25 protein-coding genes and 2 tRNA genes are annotated in these 21,668 nt (G+C 71.0%); 12 read left to right on the forward strand and 15 right to left on the reverse strand.

The window, feature by feature from the left end; translation table 11 throughout:
• Nucleotides 1-6: 6 nt before the first annotated feature.
• Genes ABD073_RS10660 through ABD073_RS10675 form a run of 4 tightly spaced genes read left to right on the forward strand, consistent with a single transcriptional unit; the run spans nt 7 to nt 3,663 of the window.
• On the forward strand, nt 7-609 hold the full coding sequence (locus ABD073_RS10660) for a nucleotidyltransferase family protein (protein WP_343874441.1): 603 nt from the start codon (nt 7-9) through the stop codon (nt 607-609).
• Complete coding sequence (locus tag ABD073_RS10665) at nt 606-1,439, forward strand: AAA family ATPase (RefSeq protein WP_343874442.1); 834 nt, start codon at nt 606-608, stop codon at nt 1,437-1,439. The genes ABD073_RS10660 and ABD073_RS10665 overlap by 4 nt, the downstream gene beginning before the upstream one ends.
• The gene (locus ABD073_RS10670; RefSeq protein WP_343874445.1) at nt 1,440-2,546 is read left to right on the forward strand and encodes a VWA domain-containing protein; all 1,107 of its coding nucleotides are present in this window, start codon (nt 1,440-1,442) and stop codon (nt 2,544-2,546) included.
• Nucleotides 2,530-3,663: an XdhC family protein gene (locus tag ABD073_RS10675; RefSeq protein ID WP_343874447.1), complete on the forward strand. Its 1,134-nt coding sequence runs from the start codon at nt 2,530-2,532 to the stop codon at nt 3,661-3,663. Before ABD073_RS10670 ends, ABD073_RS10675 begins: the two co-directional genes overlap by 17 nt.
• Here ABD073_RS10675 and ABD073_RS10680 read toward each other — a convergent pair.
• Nucleotides 3,660-4,352 carry a 4'-phosphopantetheinyl transferase family protein gene (locus tag ABD073_RS10680; RefSeq protein ID WP_343874449.1) on the reverse strand — a complete coding sequence of 231 codons (693 nt, stop codon included), beginning with the start codon at nt 4,350-4,352 and terminating at the stop codon, nt 3,660-3,662. The genes ABD073_RS10675 and ABD073_RS10680 overlap by 4 nt on opposite strands.
• On the opposite strand from ABD073_RS10680, the gene ABD073_RS10685 reads away from it, so the two are divergent.
• Nucleotides 4,347-5,282: an AEC family transporter gene (locus tag ABD073_RS10685; protein WP_343874451.1), complete on the forward strand. Its 936-nt coding sequence runs from the start codon at nt 4,347-4,349 to the stop codon at nt 5,280-5,282. The genes ABD073_RS10680 and ABD073_RS10685 overlap by 6 nt on opposite strands.
• Before the next feature lie 477 nt (nt 5,283-5,759).
• Entirely contained in the window at nt 5,760-6,026 is a 267-nt protein-coding gene (locus ABD073_RS10690) for a hypothetical protein (RefSeq protein WP_343874453.1), read from the forward strand.
• 48 nt (nt 6,027-6,074) lie between these two features.
• Here ABD073_RS10690 and ABD073_RS10695 read toward each other — a convergent pair.
• The 6 genes from ABD073_RS10695 to glp form a co-directional block, all read right to left on the reverse strand.
• Nucleotides 6,075-6,150 (reverse strand) — tRNA-Ala (locus ABD073_RS10695).
• Nucleotides 6,151-6,230: 80 nt separating this feature from the next.
• The gene (locus ABD073_RS10700; RefSeq protein WP_343874455.1) at nt 6,231-6,926 is read right to left on the reverse strand and encodes a hypothetical protein; all 696 of its coding nucleotides are present in this window, start codon (nt 6,924-6,926) and stop codon (nt 6,231-6,233) included.
• A gap of 140 nt (nt 6,927-7,066) precedes the next feature.
• Nucleotides 7,067-7,771, reverse strand: coding sequence for a GNAT family N-acetyltransferase (locus tag ABD073_RS10705; protein WP_343874456.1), 705 nt, complete (start codon nt 7,769-7,771; stop codon nt 7,067-7,069).
• Nucleotides 7,771-8,253 (reverse strand): MogA/MoaB family molybdenum cofactor biosynthesis protein, encoded by a 483-nt coding sequence (locus tag ABD073_RS10710; RefSeq protein ID WP_343874458.1) that lies wholly within the window; start codon nt 8,251-8,253, stop codon nt 7,771-7,773. Before ABD073_RS10710 ends, ABD073_RS10705 begins: the two co-directional genes overlap by 1 nt.
• Nucleotides 8,250-8,675, reverse strand: coding sequence for a cyclic pyranopterin monophosphate synthase MoaC (gene moaC / locus ABD073_RS10715; RefSeq protein ID WP_386751669.1), 426 nt, complete (start codon nt 8,673-8,675; stop codon nt 8,250-8,252). Before moaC ends, ABD073_RS10710 begins: the two co-directional genes overlap by 4 nt.
• A 115-nt stretch (nt 8,676-8,790) precedes the next feature.
• A complete protein-coding gene (glp, locus tag ABD073_RS10720; protein WP_343874463.1) occupies nt 8,791-10,107 on the reverse strand; it encodes a molybdotransferase-like divisome protein Glp in 1,317 nt (438 codons plus the stop codon).
• A 17-nt stretch (nt 10,108-10,124) separates the two neighbouring features.
• Here glp and ABD073_RS10725 point away from each other — a divergent pair, with 17 nt between their 5' ends.
• The 4 genes from ABD073_RS10725 (at nt 10,125) to ABD073_RS10740 (ending at nt 12,676) form a co-directional block, all read left to right on the forward strand.
• Entirely contained in the window at nt 10,125-10,748 is a 624-nt protein-coding gene (locus tag ABD073_RS10725; protein WP_343874465.1) for a 5-formyltetrahydrofolate cyclo-ligase, read from the forward strand.
• Nucleotides 10,749-10,887: 139 nt separating this feature from the next.
• The gene (locus ABD073_RS10730) at nt 10,888-11,205 is read left to right on the forward strand and encodes an FmdB family zinc ribbon protein (RefSeq protein ID WP_343874468.1); all 318 of its coding nucleotides are present in this window, start codon (nt 10,888-10,890) and stop codon (nt 11,203-11,205) included.
• Between the two features lie 126 nt (nt 11,206-11,331).
• Entirely contained in the window at nt 11,332-12,009 is a 678-nt protein-coding gene (locus ABD073_RS10735) for an SAF domain-containing protein (RefSeq protein WP_343874470.1), read from the forward strand.
• A gap of 307 nt (nt 12,010-12,316) precedes the next feature.
• Nucleotides 12,317-12,676, forward strand: coding sequence for an MscL family protein (locus ABD073_RS10740; protein ID WP_343874472.1), 360 nt, complete (start codon nt 12,317-12,319; stop codon nt 12,674-12,676).
• A gap of 832 nt (nt 12,677-13,508) precedes the next feature.
• Here ABD073_RS10740 and ABD073_RS10745 read toward each other — a convergent pair.
• Both ABD073_RS10745 and ABD073_RS10750 read right to left on the reverse strand, forming a co-directional pair.
• Nucleotides 13,509-13,865 carry a hypothetical protein gene (locus ABD073_RS10745; RefSeq protein ID WP_343874474.1) on the reverse strand — a complete coding sequence of 119 codons (357 nt, stop codon included), beginning with the start codon at nt 13,863-13,865 and terminating at the stop codon, nt 13,509-13,511.
• Nucleotides 13,858-15,228 carry a UTP--glucose-1-phosphate uridylyltransferase gene (locus ABD073_RS10750; protein WP_343874476.1) on the reverse strand — a complete coding sequence of 457 codons (1,371 nt, stop codon included), beginning with the start codon at nt 15,226-15,228 and terminating at the stop codon, nt 13,858-13,860. The genes ABD073_RS10745 and ABD073_RS10750 overlap by 8 nt, the downstream gene beginning before the upstream one ends.
• Nucleotides 15,229-15,553: 325 nt before the next feature.
• Between ABD073_RS10750 and ABD073_RS10755 the strand changes: the two genes are divergently transcribed.
• Nucleotides 15,554-15,629 (forward strand) — tRNA-Arg (locus tag ABD073_RS10755).
• Nucleotides 15,630-15,663: 34 nt separating this feature from the next.
• On the opposite strand, the gene trxA is transcribed toward ABD073_RS10755, so the two are convergent.
• The 6 genes from trxA to ABD073_RS10785 all read right to left on the reverse strand — a co-directional run bounded on the left by trxA (nt 15,664) and on the right by ABD073_RS10785 (nt 20,806).
• The gene (gene trxA / locus ABD073_RS10760; RefSeq protein ID WP_343874478.1) at nt 15,664-16,023 is read right to left on the reverse strand and encodes a thioredoxin; all 360 of its coding nucleotides are present in this window, start codon (nt 16,021-16,023) and stop codon (nt 15,664-15,666) included.
• Between the two features lie 86 nt (nt 16,024-16,109).
• On the reverse strand, nt 16,110-16,865 hold the full coding sequence (locus ABD073_RS10765; RefSeq protein ID WP_343874481.1) for a class I SAM-dependent methyltransferase: 756 nt from the start codon (nt 16,863-16,865) through the stop codon (nt 16,110-16,112).
• A gap of 20 nt (nt 16,866-16,885) precedes the next feature.
• A complete protein-coding gene (locus ABD073_RS10770) occupies nt 16,886-17,926 on the reverse strand; it encodes a hypothetical protein (protein ID WP_343874483.1) in 1,041 nt (346 codons plus the stop codon).
• Nucleotides 17,923-18,615 carry an iron-dependent transcriptional repressor DtxR gene (locus tag ABD073_RS10775; protein WP_343874485.1) on the reverse strand — a complete coding sequence of 231 codons (693 nt, stop codon included), beginning with the start codon at nt 18,613-18,615 and terminating at the stop codon, nt 17,923-17,925. Before ABD073_RS10775 ends, ABD073_RS10770 begins: the two co-directional genes overlap by 4 nt.
• Before the next feature lie 95 nt (nt 18,616-18,710).
• Complete coding sequence (gene nagA, locus ABD073_RS10780; RefSeq protein ID WP_386751668.1) at nt 18,711-19,856, reverse strand: N-acetylglucosamine-6-phosphate deacetylase; 1,146 nt, start codon at nt 19,854-19,856, stop codon at nt 18,711-18,713.
• A complete protein-coding gene (locus tag ABD073_RS10785; RefSeq protein WP_343874490.1) occupies nt 19,853-20,806 on the reverse strand; it encodes a hypothetical protein in 954 nt (317 codons plus the stop codon). The genes nagA and ABD073_RS10785 overlap by 4 nt, the downstream gene beginning before the upstream one ends.
• Nucleotides 20,807-20,976: 170 nt before the next feature.
• On the opposite strand from ABD073_RS10785, the gene ABD073_RS10790 reads away from it, so the two are divergent.
• Nucleotides 20,977-21,657: a DUF7691 family protein gene (locus ABD073_RS10790; protein ID WP_343874493.1), complete on the forward strand. Its 681-nt coding sequence runs from the start codon at nt 20,977-20,979 to the stop codon at nt 21,655-21,657.
• Nucleotides 21,658-21,668: the final 11 nt, after the last annotated feature.

The raw sequence follows: 21,668 nt of genomic DNA on the forward strand, positions 1-21,668 counted from the left end.
GGGGCGATGTTTGCCCTGGGAGTAGTGCTGGCGGCGGGCGCCGGGCAGCGGATGGGACGCCCGAAGGCGCTGGTCGAGACCGCCGACGGCACCTCATGGCTGGCGGCGGCGCTGGGCGTGCTGCGCGCCAGCGGCTGCGACCAGGTCGCGGCCGTCATCGGGGCGGCAGCCGAACAGGTCCGAGCACTGCCCCTGCCGCCGGGCGTGGACCTCGTCACCGCCCCCACGTGGGAACTCGGGATCGGCGAGTCACTCCACGCCGCCCTCGACCACGCCGAGACCACCGAGGCGAGGCAGCTGATCCTCCACCTGGTCGACACCCCCGACGTGACCGCGGACGTGGTGACCCGCGTCCTCACCGCCACCCTGCCCGACCAGGACCACGGGCTGGCGCGGGCATGGTTCAACGGAGCCCCAGGCCACCCCGTCGTCCTCGGACGAGCGCACTGGGCTGCGGTCCGCGCCGCGACCGGGGGGCCCCGCGGCGCCGGGCCGTGGCTGGCGGGCCAGCAGGTTCGGGCCGTCGAGTGCGGTGACCTGGCCAGCGGCTGGGACGTCGACGACCCCGCCGGGTTGGCAACGTGGACCCTGAAGGGAGGCCACTCATGACCTCCCCCGTCGAGGCCCTCCAGCGCGACCTCGAGCAGGTGGGCTACTACGCCAACTCGGATCTTGCGTGCACCGTGTGGCTGTCGTTGTCGATGCACCGTCCGCTGTTCTGCGAGGGCCAGCCGGGTGTCGGGAAGACCGCCCTGGCGCAGGCGCTGGCCACCGTCGGCGGGGCGCCGCTGATCCGGTTGCAGTGCTACGAGGGAATCCAGGCACACCACGCGCTCTACGACTGGGACTTCCCCCGCCAGGTGCTCCAGATCCAGGCAGGTCGCGACGGGGACGTGTGGTCGTCCGACTTCCTGTTGGCCCGCCCCGTCCTCCACGCCCTCCAGACCTCGACGCCGGGGCGCCCCGCCGTGCTGCTGATCGACGAGATCGACCGCGCCGACGACGAGTTCGACGCGTTCCTGCTGGAATTCCTCGACACGTGGACGGTGACGATCCCCGAGATCGGAACGATCCGCGCCGCCACCCCACCGGTGGTGGTGATCACCTCGAACCGCACCCGCGACGTCCACGACGCCTTGAAGCGCCGCTGCCTCTACCAGTTCCTGGAACTGCCCACCCCGCCGGCAGAGCTGGCCATCCTGCGCCGCCACGTGCCGGAGGCCTCCACCGACCTCCTGGCGGCGGTGGTGGAACGGATCGGGGCCCTGCGCTCCGCCCACCTGGTCAAACCCCCCGGCCTGGCCGAGGCCATCGACTGGGCCCGCGCGCTCTCGCTGCTGGATGTGTCTGTGCTGGACGAACATTCCATTGCCCAGACCCTGCCCACGGTGGTCAAGCACGCCGACGACCTTGCCCTGGCCCGGGCGGCGTTGATCTAGATGGATCTCGCCCAGACCCTGACCGGGTTCACCCACGCCCTGCGCGCCGCAGGGATGGACGTGTCGACCCACCAGCTCCTGACGATGACCCAGGCGGTGGCGTGGGTCGACCCCGCGGCCCGCAGCCAGGTGAAGGCAGCCTGCCGCGCATCGTGCTGCACCAGCCCGGAACAGGTGGAGGTCCACGACCGGCTGTTCGACCAGTTCTTCGGATCTCCCGGCACTCTGGCCCCCGCACCCCCACCAGCCGAACGCCCTCTTCCCTCCTCCGGTGGCACCGGTACCGATCCCGGTTCCCTCCCCCAGGCCGTCGCCCATGACGACCACCGCGAAGCCCCCACAGCGGCCTACCTTGCTCCCGGGGAGCGGGCATTCATGGATGACCTCATCCGCCACATCCGGACGAACCCGCCCCTGCGGGCCGGCCGCCGCTACGACCGGCCCCGCGGCACCATCGACCCCGCAGCCACCACCCGTGCGCTGCTGTCCAACGCAGGACTCGTCCGCCACCTCGAACGACACCGCACCCGACCACGCCCCCGACGTGTGGTCATCGTCGTGGACGTGTCCGGCTCGATGCGCGCCGACGCGGCTCTGCACCTAGCCTTTGCCGTGGCCACCCACCACGCCACCACCGCGGAGGTGTTCACCGTGTCCACCCGCCTGCACCGCTACACCGATGTGCTGCGCTCCCATCCCGACCCCGGCGACGCTCTGACCCAGCTGCGGGCCACCATCACCGACTACGGGTCGGGAACCCGACTCTCGGACGGGCTGGTCGAGCTGGTGGACTGGGGCCGCCGCGGTCCGCTGCGCGGATCACTGCTGCTGGTGTGCTCAGACGGTCTCGAACGCGGCGATCCTTCCGCCCTGGGAGAGGCCACCCGCCGAGCCAGCCTGCTGGCTCACCGTCTGCTCTGGCTGCACCCACGTGCCGCCGTGCCCGGATGGACTCCCCAGACCCGCGGCCTGCGATCCGCCCTGCCCTGGATGGATGCCTTGGTTGGGTCCGGGTCGCAGGAACAATTGCTGTCCGTGGCCGACATGCTCCCCCACCGCTGGAGCGCCCCATCATTTCGAGGAGACCCCGATGCGCGAGCTGCTTGACGACCTCGAGACGATCCTCGCCACCGGGGACCCCTTCGCCGTCGCGGTCATCACCCGCACTTGGCGGTCCGCGCCCCGCCCCGCCGGTACGTTCATGCTCGTCACCCAGGACGGCCGCGCGTTCGGCAGCCTGTCCGGGGGCTGCATCGAAGGCGCCGTCCACGAAGCCGCGTTGGAGGTTCTGCGCACCGGCACCAGCAGCGCCCACCACTATGGCGTCAGCGGCAACGACGCCCTGCGGCTGGGACTCACCTGCGGCGGAGAGATCGACATCCACATCACCCCGTTCGCCGACACCGACGCACCCCACCGGGACGCCCTCGAGGCTGCCGTGGCCTGCCTGCGAAACCACCAGCCCACCGCCCTTGCCATCGCCGTCACCACCCAGCCCGGGACGCCCTGCCCCGCCCCCGCGTGGGAATGTGTCGACACCGGACCCGGCGGTGAAGGCGGGGATGCCGTCTCAGACCTTGCCCGACACGCCCGCCGCGTCGCGGCCGCGAACCATGACCGGGACGACGCCCTGCTGAGCACCACCGCCGACGGGACAGAAGTTCTCGTCTGCCGTTGGTCCCCACCGCCCAGGCTGGTGATCTTCGGCGCCATCGACTTCAGCCGGGCCGCCACCACCTTGGGCAAGTTCCTCGGCTACCACGTCACCGTGTGCGACGCCCGAGCCACCTTCGCCACGCGGGAACGGTTCCCCGACGCCGACGAGGTCATCACCGCGTGGCCGCACCGGTGGCTCGACCAGCAGCTGCAGTCATCGGCCCTGCCCCCCTCCACCGTGGTGCTCTTGCTCACGCACGACCCAAAGTTCGACATCCCCGCCCTGTCCATCGCCTTGCGGCAACCATTCAGATATGTGGGCGCACTCGGCTCCCGCCGCACCACCGCCGACCGGGCCCAATTACTGCGCGAGGCGGGCCTCACCGACGACGAGATCGCCCGACTGCACGCCCCCATCGGACTCGACCTGGACGCCAACACCCCCGAAGAGACAGCCGTCGCGATCATGGCCGAGGTGCTGCTGCACCGCGGCCGAGGCACCGGCGCCCCACTCGGCGCCACCACCACCCCCATCCACCACACCACCCCCCAGGACCCGTGGTGCTAACAGCCCTCCCCCGCCACGCCCGGGAGCGCCACGACGGTGACCAGGTTCCCGCGGCGGATCTGCCAGCGTCCCGGCAGGTCGGTGTCCGTGCCCCGTTCCCGGGCGGTGAAGATTCCGTCCGGGCGCAGCGTCACCTGGACGTCGGGGAACTGCAGGGGTTTTCCGTCCCGGGGGAACACAGCCTTGTAGAAGGCTTCCTTGCAGGATGCGATGAGGCGATCTGTAGCCACCCAGGCAGGCCATCGTTGCGTGGCGGCGAGTTCGTCTGGGCTGCAGGCATGGTCCCGCCCGAAGGGGGTGAGGGGTCGGTTGGGTTCCGCGTCGATTCCCAGCAGGGACACCGAGTCGGTCCGTGCCGCGGCGGCCAGCACGTGGCCGTGCGTGTGGGTCATGCTGCCCAGGACCTCGGCCGGCCATGGCGGGTTTCCTCCCGGGCCTGGCACGAGGTGCGGCCGGTCGTCCACGCCGAGCCGATGCAGGACCTCACCGGCGCACCAACGGACCGCGGTGAACTCTGCCCGTCGACCGGGGTCGGCTCCGCGCAGGTAGGCCTGTTCGTCGGCTGTCAGCAGGAACCCTGCGGGTGCTGGTCCGACGAGGTCGCACATCCACAGTCCTGCAGGCCACGGCGCTTCCCAGGTTTCGGTGGTCGACGGTGAGCGGGAAGGCATGTAGTCATCGTGGTGCATGAGCTGATGATCGTCATCTCGGCCCTGCTGCCGGTGATGGTGACCACGGGGATGGGGTGGTTTGCCGGGTCACGTCGTCTCATCGACACGACTCAGATCCCGGCGTTGAACTCGTTCGTCATGAACTTTGCGCTGCCGTGCGCCATGTTCGTCGCGATCGGTTCCAGTTCACGCGCTGACCTTCTGGGAGCCACGTGGCTGCTCGTGGTGATCATGGCGGCCATGGCGATCACGTTCGCCGGCATGTGGCCGCTACTGCGACGAATCCATCACGTCGCGCGGCATGACGCCGCGGTGCTGGCCATCACCGCGGCCATGCCGAACTCGGCTGCGGTGGGGTTGCCGCTGCTGGGTGCGCTCTTCGGCCCGTCGGCGGCGCTCCCCGTGTCCCTCGCCGTCGCCGCAGGGTCCCTGACCATCACGCCGGCGACGATCGTGCTCCTGCGCACGAACCCTGACGACCACGTCACGGCACGCCAGGTGGGGACAACGCTGCTCGCAACCCTCCGCAAGCCGATCTGTTTCGCGCCCCTCGCGGGGGCTGTGTGGGTCTTGGTCGCAGTGCCGTTCCCCGGCTGGCTCCACACCACCCTCACCCCCTTGGCGCAGACCGCCGGCGGCGCGGCGCTGTTCGTGACCGGCCTGGTGCTGTCGACCCAACGTCTGGGGATATCCCGCAACACCAGCGCCATCGTCATCGCCAAAAACCTCATCCAGCCCCTCATCGGCCTGGGGCTGTGCGCGGCCCTGCCCATCTCGCCTCTGCTTGAACGGCAGGCTCTCGTCCTGCTGGCGATCCCGTCCGGGTTCTTCGGACTCCTGTTCGGCCTGGATCATGACGTCGCTCCACGCGACGCGGGCTGGGGCCTGACCGCATCGACCGTGGCTGCTGCAGTCACACTGTCGGTCGCGGTGTCCATCACGTTGTGACACCGCCCGGCGCCGGTCAGCGCGCAGGGAAACCAACCAACCCACCCCTGCGGTCTGACGGCTCGCGACTAGCAATCAACCAACCATCAATGGGGGTCTGGCGAAACTCAATCGCTGAGCGTCGTTCCCTTGCCTACCCATGCCTCTAACGAGATTCTCCGTGAGCGGGAGGACATGCCAGGGTCTGCATCGCGTCCTGGGGCAGTACAGAAGGACGATCCCAGGACGTTACGCGCGAGCAAGCCGGTCAATGCCCGTCAGAAGAGACAGGAACAGTACGAGGCTCGTCGCCGGGTGACGGAGCTGGACCAAGCGATGGATCACCTGTCCATTCCCCCGAGCGAGTTTCACGAGGCGCGGAGTCTGGTAGGAATCTCCCCTCAGGCGGCGGTCATCATGGCCTTCAGAGGGCTTGAAAGCACGACCAGAGCGGCATGGTCCGTCCAAACGCTGGCAGATGGCCCCAGGATGCGGTCCGTGGCCCATGTCATCCGGGAACTCAACCTCGGCGATGCTTCGGATCAGCTCGTTCGCGAGCTCAGCCAACTCCGCAACGAGTTCGTGCATGCTGCTGGTCAGAACTCAATCTCCACCAGCGCCGCTCTGAACTACATCGAGGCCTGTGAGCAGCTGTCAGAAGCTGTTGCCTCGAAGGGACGCTCGAAGATGCAGCATCCCTCTCGCTCACAGGTGTGGCAGGAACTTCGACAGCAAAGCGCGGGCTTCTGGCACAACGGTGCGTAGGGGGTGCGCAAACGCAGAATGCCGGTCCTTGCGGACCGGCGTTTGTGCTGGTGGAGCATAGGGGATTCGAACCCCTGACCTTCTCATTGCGAACGAGACGCGCTACCAACTGCGCCAATGCCCCAGGTCTTGAGTTGTGAGCTGCATCTGCAGCAGGAAGAAGACTAGCACCACAGCGGCGGGGGCCGGAAACCGGCCGCCGGCTCACTCGTTGGCGGCGCGGCCCAGGTCCTCGTCGAGCACCGGACCCTCGACCACCTCGGGCTGCGGGGCCTCGGCCACCACGGGGGTGCGCGGGGCCGCGGCCGGCTCGGGGGCCGACAGGTCGATGGTGCGCACCGTGCGGGGCACCAGCGGCTTGGAGACATAGGTGGGAACGGTCACCGGGATCGGGTCCCACAGGCTGCCGCCCAGGCCCTCGATCGGGGCGCTGATCTCGATGCTCAGCTCGCTGGAGTCCTCGCGCAGGTCGGCGGGCACCTCGAAGCTGATGGTGTCCTCGTGCCAGTCGGTCTCCAGCGCGGCCAGCTTCGCGTCCAGGCTGGCGTTGAGCCGCACCACGCTGAACCGGGCCACCACCAGGAAGGCCAGCAGCGCCAGGCCGGGCACCAGCGCGGCGTACCAGCGCAGCGAGGTCAGCGGCACCAGCACGCCGGTCACCAGGGTGAGGCCAGACAGCACCAGCACCACATTGCGACGGCGACGGGCCGCGGTGCGGGCCATCATGCGGATCTCGGCGCGGTCGGCGCGACGGGTGAGCGGGGTGGAGACCTCGCTGCCGTCCTCGTCGGAGCCGACGGTGTGGGTGGAGCGCGCGATGATCTTCATGGTCTCGCCGAAGCGCTCCAGCGGATCGGCATCGTCCGCCTCGATGTTGCGCCGGGCAGCGAACGAGGGCACGAGAAAAGCGATCCATGCGATGGCGATCACGCCGAAAATCAGTCCCGTACCCACGTGCCCAAGGCTAGGGGCGGAGCCGCGCCGGGCCCGGAGTCTCAAGCGCGTGTCGAGCAATTACTTGCCGCAATTACTCCACGGCACTACTTTGCCCGGCTCCACCCCGGCTCGCCCGGCGCCGGGGCACCGTCCAGCAGCCGCGAGAGCAGCGTCACCGGCCGCCCGTCGGCATCGCGCAGCTCGTCGGTGTCCACCGCGAAGCAGCGGTGGTCGCGCCAGTCCCCGTCGATGTGCAGGTAGCGCGGCTTGTAGCCCTCCTCGCGCAGCCCCAGCTTCTCCACCACCCGCAGGCTCGGCGTGTTCTCCGGGCGGATGTTGATCTCCACGCGGTGCAGCCGCATCGCGGTGAAGCAGTGGTCGACGGCCAGGGCGACCGCCACCGGCATGATCCCCCGCCCGGCCAGCGCCTCGTCGATCCAGTAGCCGCAGTGGGCGAACCGTGCCGAACCGTAGGTGATGCCGCTCACCGTCACCTGCCCGGAGACCGGCAGCCGACGCGGTGCCGTCGGCTTGCCACCGGAGGCCAGTTGCTCGTCCCAGCACAGCGCAAAGGGCAGCGACGACCCCTCCCGCGCCTGGGCGGACAGCGCGCGCACCATCTGGCCGAAGCTGGGCGCCCCGCGCTCGCTGGTGGGCGGCACGGTGGCATCCCACGGGCCGGTCCAGCCACGGTTGCGCTCACGCACCTCGCGCCAGCGACGCGCGTCGCCACGGCGCAGCGGCCGCAGCACCACGGCCCCGGCCCGCAGCTCCACCGGCCAGCGGTGGGTGGCCGGGCTGGGCTCCATCAGGCGTGCACCTGGTCGTCCGAGCCGCGGATCTGGCTCACCGCGTGCACCAGCACCTCGGAGAGCACGGCCATGCCGTCGCGCACCCCGCCCAGCGAGCCGGGCAGGTTCACCACGACGGTGCGCTGCGCCACGCCCGCGATGCCGCGCGAGAGCACGGCGGTGGGGATGCCGGCCTGCACGCCGCGCTGGGCGATCTCCGCGGCCAGGTGCGGCAGCTCACGGGTGAGCAGCGGGCGGGTCATCTCCGGTGTCAGGTCGCGCTCGCTGAGCCCGGTGCCGCCGGTGGTGATGACCACCTCGTAGTCGGCCGCCACCGCATTGGCGATGGCCCCGGCCACGGGGGCGCCGTCGTGGACCACGGTGCGCTCCACCTCGAAGCCCATCTCCTTGAGTCCTGCCTCGGCGAACGCGCCCGAACGGTCCTCGTAGAGGCCCGCGGCGGCGCGGTCGGAGGCGGTCACCACGAGTGCTCGCATCATTCGCTCCAGTCTCCGCTTCGTCCGCCCGACTTGGCCGTGACCCGCACGTCCGTCAGCCGGGCGTGCTTGTCCACTGCCTTGACCATGTCCACCAGGCCGAGGGCGGCGGTGCACACCGCGGTGAGCGCCTCCATCTCGACGCCGGTGCGGTGCGTGGTACGCACCGTGGCGGTGATGTCCACGCCATTGTCGCGCACCTCCAGGTGCACATCCACGCCGGTCAGCGGCAGCGGATGGCACAGCGGGATCAGGTCGCTGGTCTTCTTGGCGCCCATCACGCCGGCGATCCGCGCCACGGCCAGGGCGTCGCCCTTGGGCAGCTGCTCGTCGCGCAGCGCGGCGACGCACTCGGCACTGAGCTGCACGAAGCCCTGCGCGGTGGCGCTGCGGGCGGTGACCTCCTTGGCGCTGACGTCCACCATCCGCGCCTCGCCGCTGCCGGACAGGTGCGGGAAGTGGTGCTCGTTGTCCTGCGCGGCGCGGGGGCCGACCTCGGGCACGAAGTCGTCGACGCTGCTGGGACGAAAGACGGGGCGCTCAGTCATCGAGCATCCAGCACATCACGGCCTCGCCGGGGTTGACCACCTCGACGTCCTCGCCCAGCAGCACCAGCGCATTGGCGGCGGCCAGGTCGCCGGTGAGGTGGGAGGAGTGCCCACCCACCAGGTCCACCAGGCGTCGCCCGTTGTCATCGCGCACGACGGCGCGGCCGAACTGCAGCTTGCCCTTGGTGGAGCGCATCACGGAACCGGCGATGGCGCGCACCGGCTCGTGGTTCACCGGCTCGATGCCCATCAGCTTGCGCAGCAGCGGGCGCACGAAGGCCTGGAAGGAGACATAGGAGCTGACCGGGTTGCCGGGCAGCATCACCATCGGCACCTTGTCCTCGCCGATCAGGCCGAAGCCCTGCGGCTTGCCGGGCTGCATGGCCACCTCGGCGAAGTCGCACAGGCCCAGCTCGGGCATCACCTGCTTGACCACGTCTCGCTCGCCCTGGCTGACGCCGCCGGTGGTGATCACCAGGTCTGCGCGGATCAGCTGGTCGGTGATCTGCTCGCGCACCACCTCGGGGTCGTCGCTGGCGGCCTGCACCCGCCAGACCTGGCAGCCCTCGGCCTTGGCGGCGGCCGCGATCATGTAGCCATTGGCGTCGTGGATCTGGCCGGGACGCTCCAGGCGTCGGCCCGGGTCCACCAGCTCGGCGCCGGTGGAGATCACCACGACGCGGGGCCGCGGGCGGGCCAGCACCTTGTCGATGCCGGCACCGGCCAGCAGGCCGATGGTGCGGGCATCCATCCGCTGGCCGCGGTGCATCAGCACGGTGCCCTCGGTGATGTCGGATCCCTTGGTGCGCACGTACTCGCCGGCGACGACGGGCTCGAAGACCTTCACCTGCTCGGAGCCACGGTCGGTGAACTCGAAGGGGACGACGGCGTCGGCACCCTCGGGGATCGGGGCTCCGGTCATGATCTTGATGGCCTGCCCCTCGGGCAGCGGCGCCAGGCTCTCGTCACCGGCGGCGACGGAACCGGCCACCGGCAGGGTGAGCGGCTCGCCCTGGTTGGCCCCGGCCACGTCGGCGGCACGCACCGCGTAGCCGTCCATCTGGGAGTTGTCGAAGCCCGGCAGGTCCACCTCGCTGGCGATGTCCTCGCACAGCGCCAGGTCCCAGGCGTCCAGCAGGTTCATGCCGAAGGGCGGCAGCGGCTCCACCAGGCCCAGCAGGTAGTCGCGGTGCGCCTCCATGGAGCGCAGGCCCCGCGCGTCGGGCTCGGGCGGATCGGGCAACGTGGGCGTCGGCTCGACGACCTCCTCGACGGGTTCGACCTTCTTCTTGCGACGCAACAAAGCCATGTCCCTAACATAGGCGAGTGACCCCCACCGGCCCCGACGGACGCACCAGCAAGCAGGACTTCCGCAGCCAGGTGCTCGCGGCGCGCCAGCAGCGCCCGGCGCACCAGCGGCTGGCCGACGACCGCGCCCGCACCGGCCTGGTGCTGCGCCTGCTGGCCGAGGTGGAGCCGTCGACGATCGCGATCTACCTGTCCACCCAGCCGCACGCGAAGCGCCCCGAACCCGGCACCATCGAGCTGGCCACCGCGCTGTGGACGCTGGGCCACCGCGTCCTGGCGCCGGTGCTCTCCCCCACCGACGAGGGCCCGCGCCACGCCCCCGACTGGGCCTGGTTCACCGGCCCGGCCGACCTGCGCCCCGGCCTGTGGGGTATCCCCGAGCCCACCGGACCGGCGCTGGGCGCCGAGGCGCTGGGCCAGGCTGACCTGGTGCTGTGCAGCGGGCTGGGCGGCACCCGCGAGGGCGGCCGGCTGGGAGTGGGCGGCGGCTGGTTCGACCGCGCCCTGGCCCACCGGCGGCCGGGCTGCCCGGCCTGGTTGCTGCTCAACGAGGACGAGCTGGTGGACGAGCTCCCGCTGGAGCCGCACGACGTGCGGGTGGACGGAATCGTGCTGCCGTCGGGCTTCGTCCCCTGCGACTGAGACCGCCGGCCGACCCGGCTGGGCGGAACACGTGGGAGGCCTGCCACGTTGCACCCAGCGGACCGATTTCTGGACCGGCCCGCGCGATCGTTACCATTCGCAAGGCTTCCCGCAGGCGCGGGAGCAGTTGAGGGGACCCATGCCTACCTACCAGTACCGCTGCACCGAGTGCGGCCGCGAGCTCGAGCGCGTCCAGAAGTTCAGCGACCCCGCCCTGACCACCTGCGAGGACTGCGGCGGCACGCTGCGCAAGGTCTACAACGCGGTGGGCATCGTCTTCAAGGGTTCCGGCTTCTACGCCACCGACAACCGCGCCAAGGGCTCCACCGCCGCGGCGACCTCCTCCACCTCTGACTCCTCCTCCAGCAGCGAGTCCAAGCCCGCCGCCTCCACCAGCTCCGAGAAGCCGGCCGCCAGCCCGGCTCCCGCCGCTGCGCCCAGCACCAGCAAGGACTGAGCGCACCCAGGTGGTGCCGCGGGCTGCCGCCGGTAGCCCCACCTGCTCCTGTCCACAAGCGACGGGTCGAGCCCACGCCTGTGGATGACTGACGCCGGCCGGGTCCCGGCGTCCATGCTCACGGGCATGAGGAGCTCCACCCAACCCCGCCCCACTCATGCCACCCGGCGCGCCGCCTCCGCGGTCCGCCCGGCCGGTGGCCGCCTGGCGGCTCTCACGCGTGCGGTGCGATGGCACCGACGAGGCCTCGCCGCGGTCTGCGCCTTCTGCGCCGTCCTGCTGGCCCTCACCTCGCTGGCCCCGGCCTCCGCCGCCACCACGACGGTCCTGGTGGCGGCCGACGACCTGCCGGCCGGGCGCCGGCTCATCGCCGCAGACCTCCGCCCCGCCGACTTCCCGCCAGACCTGGTGCCGCACGGCGCGCGATCCGCCCCCGAGCAGCTGGTGGGGCGGGTCCTGGCCGCACCCACCTCCCGGGGCAGTGTGCTGACCGAGCGCAGCACCGTCTCGGTCCAGCTCACGCCGCAGCCCGGCGAGGTACTGGTGCCCGTCCCGGTGGCCGATCCCTCGGTGCTCGCCCTGCTGCAGGTGGGCGACAAGGTCAGCGTGGTGGCACCCGGCGACGGCGGCCAGGCCGTCACCCTCGCCAGCCGGGTCCGAGTGGCCGCTCTGCCAGCACCCGAGGACGACGGCGTGACCGGATCGGGCTCGCGGGCGCTGGTGCTGCTGAGCACCGATCGCGCCACCGGCGCGCGCCTGGCCGCGGCCGGCACCGGACAGCCGCTCGGCATCGCCCTGGGGTGAGGACGCGGTGGTTCTGCCCCGGGCTCTGGGACCGCCACGCAGACCCACATTGGTAAAGCGATAGAACGACTGAGCACGGCCTGTGAGCCCCGGCCTCTTCGGTGCCCCATACTCAATCAGCGACTGAGTAGCCGGGACGCACTTAACGGTCTCTTAATCCCGTGAACTTTCGACCAAATGTTTGCCCAACCGCACTTCGCGACACTCCGATGGACTCGTTGCACGTTCAAAGTCTGGATAGCATGGATGGCATAGCAGTCGTCAGGCCCGACCCTGGGTCTCCTGTTGTGTCTGAAAGGAGAGACCCATGAAGGGTTTCAAGGATTTCGTGCTCCGCGGCAACCTGATTGAGCTGGCCGTGGCCTTCATTATCGGTGGCGCCTTCGCCACCGTCGTCACCGCCTTCACCAAGATGATCATGGAGATCCTGGCGATGGCCGGCGGCGCCCCCAAGTTCGACGACTGGACCGTCTTCGGTCTGACCACCGTCGGGCCCTTCCTGACCGCTCTGGTCGCCTTCCTGATCCTGGCCTTCGTGGTCTACTTCTTCATCGTGAAGCCCTACGAGGCCGCCAAGGCCCGCTTCATGGCTCCGGCCGAGGAGGAGGCGACCACCGAGTCGCTGCTGGCCGAGATTCGTGACGAGCTCAAGGCTCGCCGCATCTGATCTTCATCGAGAATGAAGCACCAGGTTGGGTGACTCTCTCACCAGACCGGTCGGGTGACCCTTAACCGGACTTCGCGGGACCCCCGGACGCCACATGGCGCCGGGGGTCTCCTGCGTCTTCGGCCTCCCGCATCTCTGACCCCCTACGCCTCCTGCCCTCGCGCCTCTGCCTCCGGTGCCTCCTGCGTCTCCGGCCCCTGCATCTCCGGATGCGTGCGCCACCGCCCGCTGCCATCAACGATCGTGGGCTGTCGACAGCGGCACGGGCGGCCCCTACGCGTGCCCGCATGGGCTGCGCGGGGCACAGCACGAGACACAGCCACGCCAGACAGCCACAGCCCGGACCCGCCGCGGCCCAGATGATCCATGCGCTGGAAAGTTAACCGAAAAAGTTGACAGAGAAACCTCATGTCCCCTGATCAGGGGACATCGAGGCCCCCGTCACGGCTGCGCATTGCATGCATGTCCCCTCGATAGGGGACAGCAATGCCAGCGCGACTGAATCGACGCTGAAGTGATAAAGGATTCAACCAAGCTGCCTCGGTTGTCTTGACCGCCTCGAACGGCCACAGTAGTGATGTCGGACGGGGCGCTCGGGGGAGCCTCCGCGAGACAGCCAGGGCTTCGGGGGAAGCACTGGAACGGCTGCAGGGTTCGGGGGAACCACCAGCCACGGCATCATCACGGCCGGCCGGATCGGGGGATCTGACGGACGAGCATCCGGGTTCGGGGAACCACGATGCAGCTCTCGCCCCATCGGGGATGGACGGCGAGACACCAGACGGGCCCGGGAGCGCAGCTCCCGGGCCCGAGTCGTGTCCGGTTCCCTTGCCTAGCCGACGTTGCCGTGGTGCGGTGGGCGCTCGGCCATGAGCCGCTGCTCGGCCGGTCCGATCAGCCGCGGGCCCCGGCGCACGGTGGGCACCAGCCCGTCGACACCCAGCAGCCGCCGGACCTCCTTCAGCACCGCCCCGTAACGAGCAAAGCCCACTGCGGCCAGCAGGTCGCGCTCCACCGCCAGCGGCCAGGCCCGCTCCTCGTCCTGGCAGGTCTGGCGCAGCTGCTGCACCCGCTCTGCAGGCCAACCAGCGGCCGCCAGCGACTCGACCACCCGTTGGGGGTCCTCGGCGGCACCGTCGATTCGCTCCCCCACCAGGGCGAGCGAGACGGCCTGCAGCAGCTCAGCCACCCAGCACGATCCCGTCGGGGATCGTGGTGGGCTCGTCGGCCTCCACCACGGCATCACCGGTGACCACCACGTCGCGGCCGAAGGTCACGTCGCCGTTCACGGTCAGGCTGGTGGCCTTCACCAAGGACGGCGGGTTGGGGATGCGTCGCTCGAAGTCCTGCACCAGCTTGTAGTGCTTGTCCAGCTTGATCGCCGGGGTCTTGGCCCGGGCCACCAGGCGGTTGGCCTCGTCGAGCTCGTAGAGGTCGGAGCGCAGCAGCAGCAGCTCGTTGGTGGTCTTCACCGGCAGGAAGCGCTCGCGACCCACGCAGATGGCCGTCGCGCCAGCGAAGACCTCGATGGCCGCACCCATGGCGCTCTCGATCTGCACCACGGCCGGTGAGGAGGAGTCGGACGGGTCCACCGTCTTCTCGTTGCGGATCAGCGGCAGCCCCAGCACCGAACCGCGCTCGCGCAGGGTGTCACGCAGCTGCACCAGGTCGAACCAGAGGTTGTTGGTGTGGAAGAAGGGGTGCCGGTGCTCGTCGGTGAAGTAGTCCATCTCCTCCGGGGGGCACTGGGCGGTGTCTCGCAGCACCAGCTGGCCGTCCGCCTTGCGCACGGCCAGGTGCCCGCCCTTGCGATCGTTGACGGTACGCACGCACACCTCGGCGGCATAGGGAGCGCCGCTGGCGGCGAACCAGCCCGCCATCCGCGCATCCGGCGCCGCACCCAGGTTGTCGCCATTGCTCACCGAGGCGTAGCGGAAGCCGGCCTCCACGAGCTGGTCCAGCACGCCGGAGCCCTCCAGCGCGGTGTAGAGGTCACCGTGGCCCGGCGGGCACCACTCCAGGGTGGGGTCGGCGGGCCACTCGACGGGCGTCAGGTCGTCGGCTCGCAGCTTGGGCTCCTGGTTCTGTACGAAGTCCAGCGGCAGGCCGTCGACGACCAGCTCCGGGTACTTCGCCAGCGCCGCCAGGGTGTCGGACTGGGTGCGGAAGGAGTTCATCAGCAGCAGCGGCAGCTTCACGCCGTGCTCACGACGGGCGGCCAGCACCTGCCCGGCGATGATGTCCAGGAAGGTCTTGCCCTCCCGCACCTCCAGCAGGTTCTTCGCCTTGTCCAGGCCCATCGAGGTACCCAGCCCACCGTTCAGCTTGATCACCACGGTCTGCGCGAAGGCCTCGCGGGCCTGCTCCGCGTCGACCTCGAGGTCCTCCAGCCGGGGCAGGTCGGTCAGCGGCTCGATGCTGTCCTCCGGGATCAGTCCGGTGGCCCCGGACTCCACCTGCCGGTAGTAGTCGCCGAAGACCTGGACGGCCGCCTCGGCCACGCCGGCTTCACGCATCTTCTGGATGGCCAGTTCAAGACCCTTGTCGCTCATGGTCCGATCCTAGGCGACCCGCACGAGGGCATGGGAAGAGCGGCCCCGCACGAAGGGCCCAAGGCCGTCTACCCACCCCCAGGAGACATGCAACGTGCGGAGTCGCTCTCAGGTGCAACAGTAGGTGGCGCCCAGCCCTGCGAACCGCTCCTGACCAGATGCTTCAGCCCCTCCTCAGCCCTCGGGAGGGGTACTGTCCGGGGGCTCTTCCACGCCGGTCCGTGGCGCGCGGCCGGCACAGGACGACGCCCCCGGGGCCGGACCGAATTGGTCCCGCCCGGGGGCGCCACTAGTCTTGGGGGAGCACGTCGCACGCGACGGGCACGGCCCTGTAGCTCAGGGGATAGAGCAATGGTTTCCTAAACCATGTGTCGGATGTTCGAATCATCCCAGGGTCGCCATGCACCACCCCGGCCGCCGGTCGGCGGCGGTGGCTCAGTTGGCGGCCTGCGCCTGCTTCTTCAGCTCCTCCATGTCGAGCTCCTTGATCTGACCCACCAGCTGGTCCAGCTGGCTGGCGTTCAGCATGCCCGCCTGGCGGAAGACCAGCATGCCGTCGCGGAAGGCCATGATGGTGGGGATGGAGCTGATCTCCAGGCCGGCGGCCAGGTCACGCTCCTCCTCGGTGTCCACCTTGGCGAAGGTGACGTCCTCGTGGCGCTCGGAGGCGGCGTCGTAGATGGGGGCGAAGCGCATGCAGGGGCCGCACCAGCTGGCCCAGAAGTCCACCAGCACGATGCCGTTGTCGTTGATGGTGCTGGCGAAGGTGTCCTTGTCGATCGCGACGGGTGCCATGGTGATTCCTTTGCTCGAGGTCTGTGGCGCCTGCTGGACGCCGTGCACTGGTTTCAACGATGCCGCCCGGCGCAGTATTCCGAGCCCTACTTGATGGCCACCACGCGACGCATCGGCACGGGCACGTCGAGCTGGCCCTCCGCGGCTGCTCGGGCCGCCATCCAGTCGACGGCCGCCGCCACCCGTTCCGGACGGGTGTGCGGCAGGTAGAAGGAGCTGGTGAGCAACTCGGCGTCCTCGCGGCTGCGCACCGCGAAACGGTAGCGCTCGCGGGCGTCCTCGGCCTTGCGCAGCCCGTGCTCGGCCAGCAGCTGGCCCACGGTCAGCTCGATCTGCACCGGGAACTGCGGGGTGGTCTGCAGCAGGCGGGTCAGGCGGCCGGCCACCCGCAGGTCGGCCACGCTCAGCGGCCGCACGGTGGGCACCAGCCCCACCAGCACCCCGCCGGGACGCAGCACCCGGGCGATCTCGTCGAGCAGCGTGGCGGTGGGCTGGATCACCGCCAGGCCCAGGGCGGTGACCACGCAGTCGAAGCTCTCGTCGCGGAAGGGCAGGGCGCGGCCGTCGGCCAGCGCCAGCGGCCCCTCGCCGGACTGGCGTGCCCGCTCCACCTCCGCGGTGGAGATGTCGATGCCGACCACGGTGCGGCCCTCGCGTCGCAGCTCTCGCTCCAGGGCCCCGGAGCCGCAGCCGATGTCCAGCACGGTGACAGCCGAGGAGCTCACCGCCCGCGCCAGCCAACGGTAGGGGTGGTGGCCGGCGATGCAGCGCCGCAGCACCTGCTCGGTGATGCCGGGACGCTCGGCATGGAACTCCGCCAGGTACTCGCTCCAGTCAGCCATGCGACCAGACTAGTGAGCGCTCAGGCCTGCGCCCGGGCCAGGGCGGCGATGATGTCGTCGCCGATCTGCCGCAACAGACTGCCCTGCCCCACCGGGTGACCGGCGACGGTGGAGATCAGCGCGGACAGGCCCGGCAGCGCCTCGTCGGGATCGGTGGGCACGGCGCCGACCAGCGGGTTGGAGCCGTCGGGCCACTGGATGCTCAGCTTCTGCCAGGTGCGCACCCATCCCTCGCTGATCTCGGCCACCGAGGGCACGCCGAAGAAGTGGCCCACCGGCGCGTGGTGGCGCAGCGCCACCAGCGGGCTGTCCAGGTAGACCAGCGCCAGCCGCAGCCGGCCGTCCAGGTCGCGACGGGTGTCGCGGTCCCAGCGCAGCGCCCAGGAGCAGGGATTGGGGCAGGTGGGCCCCACATCGGGGCGCTCACCGGCCTCGATGGTCTCGTGGTTCATGGCGCAGACTGCCAGCGTGTCACCCAGCCGGGAGTGGAACTTGTCCAGGTAGCTGGTGAAGCCCACCTGGTCGCCGGCCGAGGCGTTGACGGCCCGACGGGCGGTGGCGCGCATGGCGGAGTTGTGCGGGCAGGCCGGGTCATCGGTGCCCCAGCGCTCCCCCACCTGGCCGGCCAGCTGCAGCGGATCGCCGCCGTGGCCCAGCTGCTGCTCCCAGGCCAGCTGGCACAGGTACTCCCCGATCAGGTGGGCGGTGACCACCAGGGCCTGCGGCTCGCCGCGCTCCGCGCGCAGGTTCAGCACCTCCAGCATCAGCTGGTACAGCGGCACCAGCGAGGCCAGCGCGCCGCGCGCCTCGTCGCGAGGACCCTTGGGGAAGCTGCAGGCGCGCAGCTGCTCGGCCCACGGCCGGTCGGCGACGGAATCGGCCAGCTCACCGAAGTCCTCGGCGTCCAGCGAGAGCACCCGCTGGGCCACCACCGCCAGCCGATGCGCCTCCACAATGGCGGGATCGTCATCACCCTCGCGCAGCCGCACGTTGAGCATGGACAGCGCGGTGTCGTACCAGTGCTGCTCGCACAGGGCGACGAGTGCCTCGGCGCTGATCATCCCTGCTCGCGCGATACGAACAGCCCCTCGGCGACCCCCAGCCCGATCTCGCAGGCCAGACCGTCGGCCTCCAGGGCCACGACACCCTTCTCCTTGGTGGCGGTGAACTGCACGCCGGGCGCGATGCCGGTGGCGGCCAGCACGCCCATGGTCTGCGGGTCGGTCTGCAGGTGCTCGCTCATCCGGCGCAGCACCACGGTGACCGGCTCAGGGCCCAGCTCGACGGTGAGCGGCACGACGCCGTCACGGAAGCGCTGCGAGGCGGCCTGCCCACCCAGCTGGTCCAGCCCCGGGATCGGATTGCCGTAGGGCGACAGCTCCGGTGCCTTGAGGATGTCCACCAGGCGACGCTCCACGTCCTCGCTGATCACGTGCTCCCAGCGGCAGGCCTCGTCGTGGACGAACTCCCACTCCAACCCGATCACGTCCACCAGCAGCCGCTCGGCCAGGCGGTGCTTGCGCATCACGGAGACGGCCAGCCGCTCGCCCTGCTCGGACAGCTCGATGGTGCGGTCCTCGTGCACGGTGAGCAGCCCGTCGCGCTCCATCCGGGCGACGGTCTGCGAGACGGTCGGGCCGCTCTGGTGCAGCCGCTCCGCGATCCGCGCCCGCAGCGGGACGATGCCCTCCTCCATCAGCTCGTAGATGGTGCGCAGGTACATCTCGGTGGTGTCGATCAGGTCACTCACGGTGCTGCTCCTCGGGTCTGCGGGCCTGGCGGGACGGTCCGGGCGTCGGGACCGGCACTGCCCAGCGATACAACGCCGCCCACCGGCACACTATTTCAGGTTGTGGCGGCCTGCTTCCAGTGGCCATGGCGCATCACGCGCAGCAGGCGTGCGCCATCGCCCAGCAGGCAGACATCCGCGCGGCAGCCGGGGGCCAGCCGGCCCACCGTGTCCAGGCCGTGGGCCGCGGCCGGCGTCGTGCTGGCCATCCGGCTGGCGGTGGCCAGGGCCACCCCGTGGGCCACCAGGAAGCGCACGGCGCGATCCATGGTGAGCGTGGACCCGGCGATCGCGCCGGGGCGGCCGTCGGGCTCGACGATGCGGGCGGTGCCCCGGCTGACCTGCACCGGCAGCTCGCCGAGCTGGTAGCGCCCGTCGGCGCAGCCGGTGGCGCTCATCGCGTCGGTGACCAGGGCGACGCGGTTCGCCCCCGCGGCCGCCAGGGCCATCAGGGCCACCTCGGGGGCCAGGTGGACGCCGTCGCAGATCAGCTCCACCACCACCCGCTCGTCGTCCAGCAGCACCGGCACCGGCCCGGGTTCGCGGTGGTGGATGGGGCGCATGGCGTTGAACAGGTGGGTGGCCACCCGGGCGCCGGCGTCGACGGCCGCGCGAGTGGTGGCGGCATCGGCGTCGGAGTGCCCGAAGGCGGGCACCACCCCGGCGGCGGCGAGCAGCTCGACGGCCGACATCCCGCCCTGCCGTTCGGGAGCGAGGGTCACCATCCGCACGGTGCCGGCGCCCGCCTCCAGCAGGGCGTGCAGCAGCTCGGGGCGGGGGTCGCAGAGCAGCTCCTCGGGGTGGGCGCCCTTGCGCTCCGGCGCCAGGAAGGGACCCTCCAGGTGGATGCCGGCCAGTTCGCCGGACTCCACCAGCCCGCGCAGCCGGGCCACCTGCTCCACCGCCTGCTCGGGCGCGGCAGTGACGGTGGAGGCGAACAGGCTCGTGGTGCCGTGGGCCCGGTGGTGCTCGATGGCGGCCGCCACCCGTGCCGGGTCCGGATCGGTGAAGTCGGCGCCGGCGCCGCCGTGGCAGTGGCTGTCCACGAAGCCGGGCACCAGGCTCCCATCCAGCAGTTCGGCGTCGTCGGTGATCCCCTCGTGGACGGCGACGATCCACCCGTCGTGCAGCTCGAGGGTGAGGGGACGGGGCACGTCGTCCAGGCCGGTCACGACGCTGTGGCTGGCGATCCGCATGGTCAGCGCTTCACGACCACGACGGCGGCCGCGGCCAGCGAGATCAGCGCCGCGGCGGCCAGCGCCAGCTTGGTGCCGGTGTTGGCGGCGGCACCGCCCCGGGCCTGCTCGGCGGCCGAGGAGGGGCTGGGGCTGGCAGCGGTCGGGGTGGGACTCGCCGGGGCCGGCGCGACGGAGGCGAGGCTGGTCGGCAGCGCCACCTGCGCCAGCGTCGTCGGCTTGCCCCCGGTGACCACCAGCTGGCTGCCGGCCAGCGCCGGGCTGACGGCCTGACCTTGGGCATTGGCGGGCAGCTGGGCAGAGGCCACCTGCTTCCAGCCGTCCACCTCGTAGACGTGCAGCGAGGTCAGGGTGCGCACCACGAGCCGGGTGCCGTCGGCAGTGAAGACCATGTCGGTGGTGTTGTCCGGCAGGTCGGCCACGCGCTCCATGCGGTTCGTCGGCCCGCCGGAGACCGGCTCGCCGGTGCGGTACAGGCCTGGACGGGTGCCACGGGTGGCGACGTAGATCCGTCCCAGCCGGCTGACCGCCATGGCCTTGGCGTCCTGCGGCTGGTCCGGGTAGGCGAGCACGTAGCGGCGGTGCTGGGCGGTGGTGCCGTAGCCCAGGTCACCGATCCGGTAGACGCTGATGGTCTCGCGGCTCTCGTCGGCATCGCCCACGTCGCCCATCCAGACCCGCTGGTCGTGGAAGACGGTCGACTCGACGTCCACCACCTTGGCGCCGTAGGAGACCTGGCCGGCGAGCGTGCCGTCAGCACTGAAGGCGCGCACCACGCCGCTGCTGCGATCGGCGCTCCAGTAGACCTTGCGGCCGGCGTCCGCGGCAAGGCCGGTGACCTCACCGGCCTGCTCGTCCAGCACAGTGTCCTCGGCCAGCGCCACCGGTGCGAGGGCGAGCAGGAGGACGCCGGACAGGGCTCCGGCGGCAGCGGCACGACGACGGGTGGGGCTCACGGATGACATCTCCTGGTCCGGCGCCTCAGCGCCACAGCGCACCCACGACGACCAGCACCACGAGCCCGAACAGGACCCCGGAGACCACCATGCGACGAGAGCGCGGATTCACGGCCCCCACTGTATGCCCCGCCAGCCCACCGGTGGTCGCGGGAGGCTAGCGTGTGCTCATGGGTGAGCTGCGACTGTATGCCATCTCCATCGACCAGGCCCGCGACATGGTGGGCGCCGTCCCGCAGGAGGCCGAGCGGCTGCGCGCCGTGGCCCGCGAGGGCTTCCGCGTGGAGCCGCCGAGGCCGGCGCCGAGGGGCCTGCTGGCCAAGCTGGGACCGCTGCTGCGACATCCCCCGGACGCCCCGGTGCTGCCGCACGGCCACCCGCTGCCCAGCGATGTCGACGCCCTGCTGGCCGGCCGCTATGTGCAGCCCGAACGGCTGCGCCCCGCCTGGCGGGTGGTGGAGGCCTGGCTGGCCCACGACGGCCGCGGCCACCTGGTGCTGCCCACCAGCCGCGCCGTCTTCGAGCAGACCGAGTTCGAGCTGGCCCGTGCCGGCCTGTCCAGCGACTTCGCGCTGGGCCGGCTGATGCTGGGCGATCCGCGCATCGGGCTGCGTCCGGTGCCGGGGATGCGCGTCGGCTACGCCAAGAACCGCCAGGTGCTGGCCACCTCCCGCGCCCTGGCGCAGGTGCTGCCGCAGGTGCAGCCCACCACCCGGGAGCGCCTGGAACCGCTGGCCGACTTCCTGGCCTCCTGCGAGACCTGGAGCCGACCGGAACGGCCCGACGAGTCCGGCCGGCAGAGCGCACCGGACCTGGTGGCCGTCCTCGACGAGAGCGACCAGCCGGCCTGAGCCGGCTGGTC

Source organism: Luteococcus peritonei (assembly GCF_039526385.1).
In the GTDB taxonomy this organism is placed as follows: Bacteria; Actinomycetota; Actinomycetes; order Propionibacteriales; family Propionibacteriaceae; genus Luteococcus; species Luteococcus peritonei.

Bases quoted from the DNA above. Each gene is read 5' to 3' on its own strand.
- ABD073_RS10735 (WP_343874470.1), top strand. From the start codon at position 11,332: ATGAGGAGCTCCACCCAACCCCGCCCCACTCATGCCACCCGGCGCGCC.
- ABD073_RS10770 (WP_343874483.1), bottom strand. From the start codon at position 17,926: ATGATCAGCGCCGAGGCACTCGTCGCCCTGTGCGAGCAGCACTGGTAC.
- ABD073_RS10660 (WP_343874441.1), top strand. From the start codon at position 7: ATGTTTGCCCTGGGAGTAGTGCTGGCGGCGGGCGCCGGGCAGCGGATG.
- ABD073_RS10730 (WP_343874468.1), top strand. From the start codon at position 10,888: ATGCCTACCTACCAGTACCGCTGCACCGAGTGCGGCCGCGAGCTCGAG.
- ABD073_RS10790 (WP_343874493.1), top strand. From the start codon at position 20,977: ATGGGTGAGCTGCGACTGTATGCCATCTCCATCGACCAGGCCCGCGAC.
- ABD073_RS10740 (WP_343874472.1), top strand. From the start codon at position 12,317: ATGAAGGGTTTCAAGGATTTCGTGCTCCGCGGCAACCTGATTGAGCTG.
- ABD073_RS10710 (WP_343874458.1), bottom strand. From the start codon at position 8,253: ATGATGCGAGCACTCGTGGTGACCGCCTCCGACCGCGCCGCCGCGGGC.
- moaC (WP_386751669.1), bottom strand. From the start codon at position 8,675: ATGGTGGACGTCAGCGCCAAGGAGGTCACCGCCCGCAGCGCCACCGCG.
- ABD073_RS10765 (WP_343874481.1), bottom strand. From the start codon at position 16,865: ATGGCTGACTGGAGCGAGTACCTGGCGGAGTTCCATGCCGAGCGTCCC.
- ABD073_RS10670 (WP_343874445.1), top strand. From the start codon at position 1,440: ATGGATCTCGCCCAGACCCTGACCGGGTTCACCCACGCCCTGCGCGCC.
- ABD073_RS10675 (WP_343874447.1), top strand. From the start codon at position 2,530: ATGCGCGAGCTGCTTGACGACCTCGAGACGATCCTCGCCACCGGGGAC.
- ABD073_RS10750 (WP_343874476.1), bottom strand. From the start codon at position 15,228: ATGAGCGACAAGGGTCTTGAACTGGCCATCCAGAAGATGCGTGAAGCC.
- ABD073_RS10665 (WP_343874442.1), top strand. From the start codon at position 606: ATGACCTCCCCCGTCGAGGCCCTCCAGCGCGACCTCGAGCAGGTGGGC.
- ABD073_RS10680 (WP_343874449.1), bottom strand. From the start codon at position 4,352: ATGCACCACGATGACTACATGCCTTCCCGCTCACCGTCGACCACCGAA.
- glp (WP_343874463.1), bottom strand. From the start codon at position 10,107: ATGGCTTTGTTGCGTCGCAAGAAGAAGGTCGAACCCGTCGAGGAGGTC.
- ABD073_RS10705 (WP_343874456.1), bottom strand. From the start codon at position 7,771: ATGGAGCCCAGCCCGGCCACCCACCGCTGGCCGGTGGAGCTGCGGGCC.
- trxA (WP_343874478.1), bottom strand. From the start codon at position 16,023: ATGGCACCCGTCGCGATCGACAAGGACACCTTCGCCAGCACCATCAAC.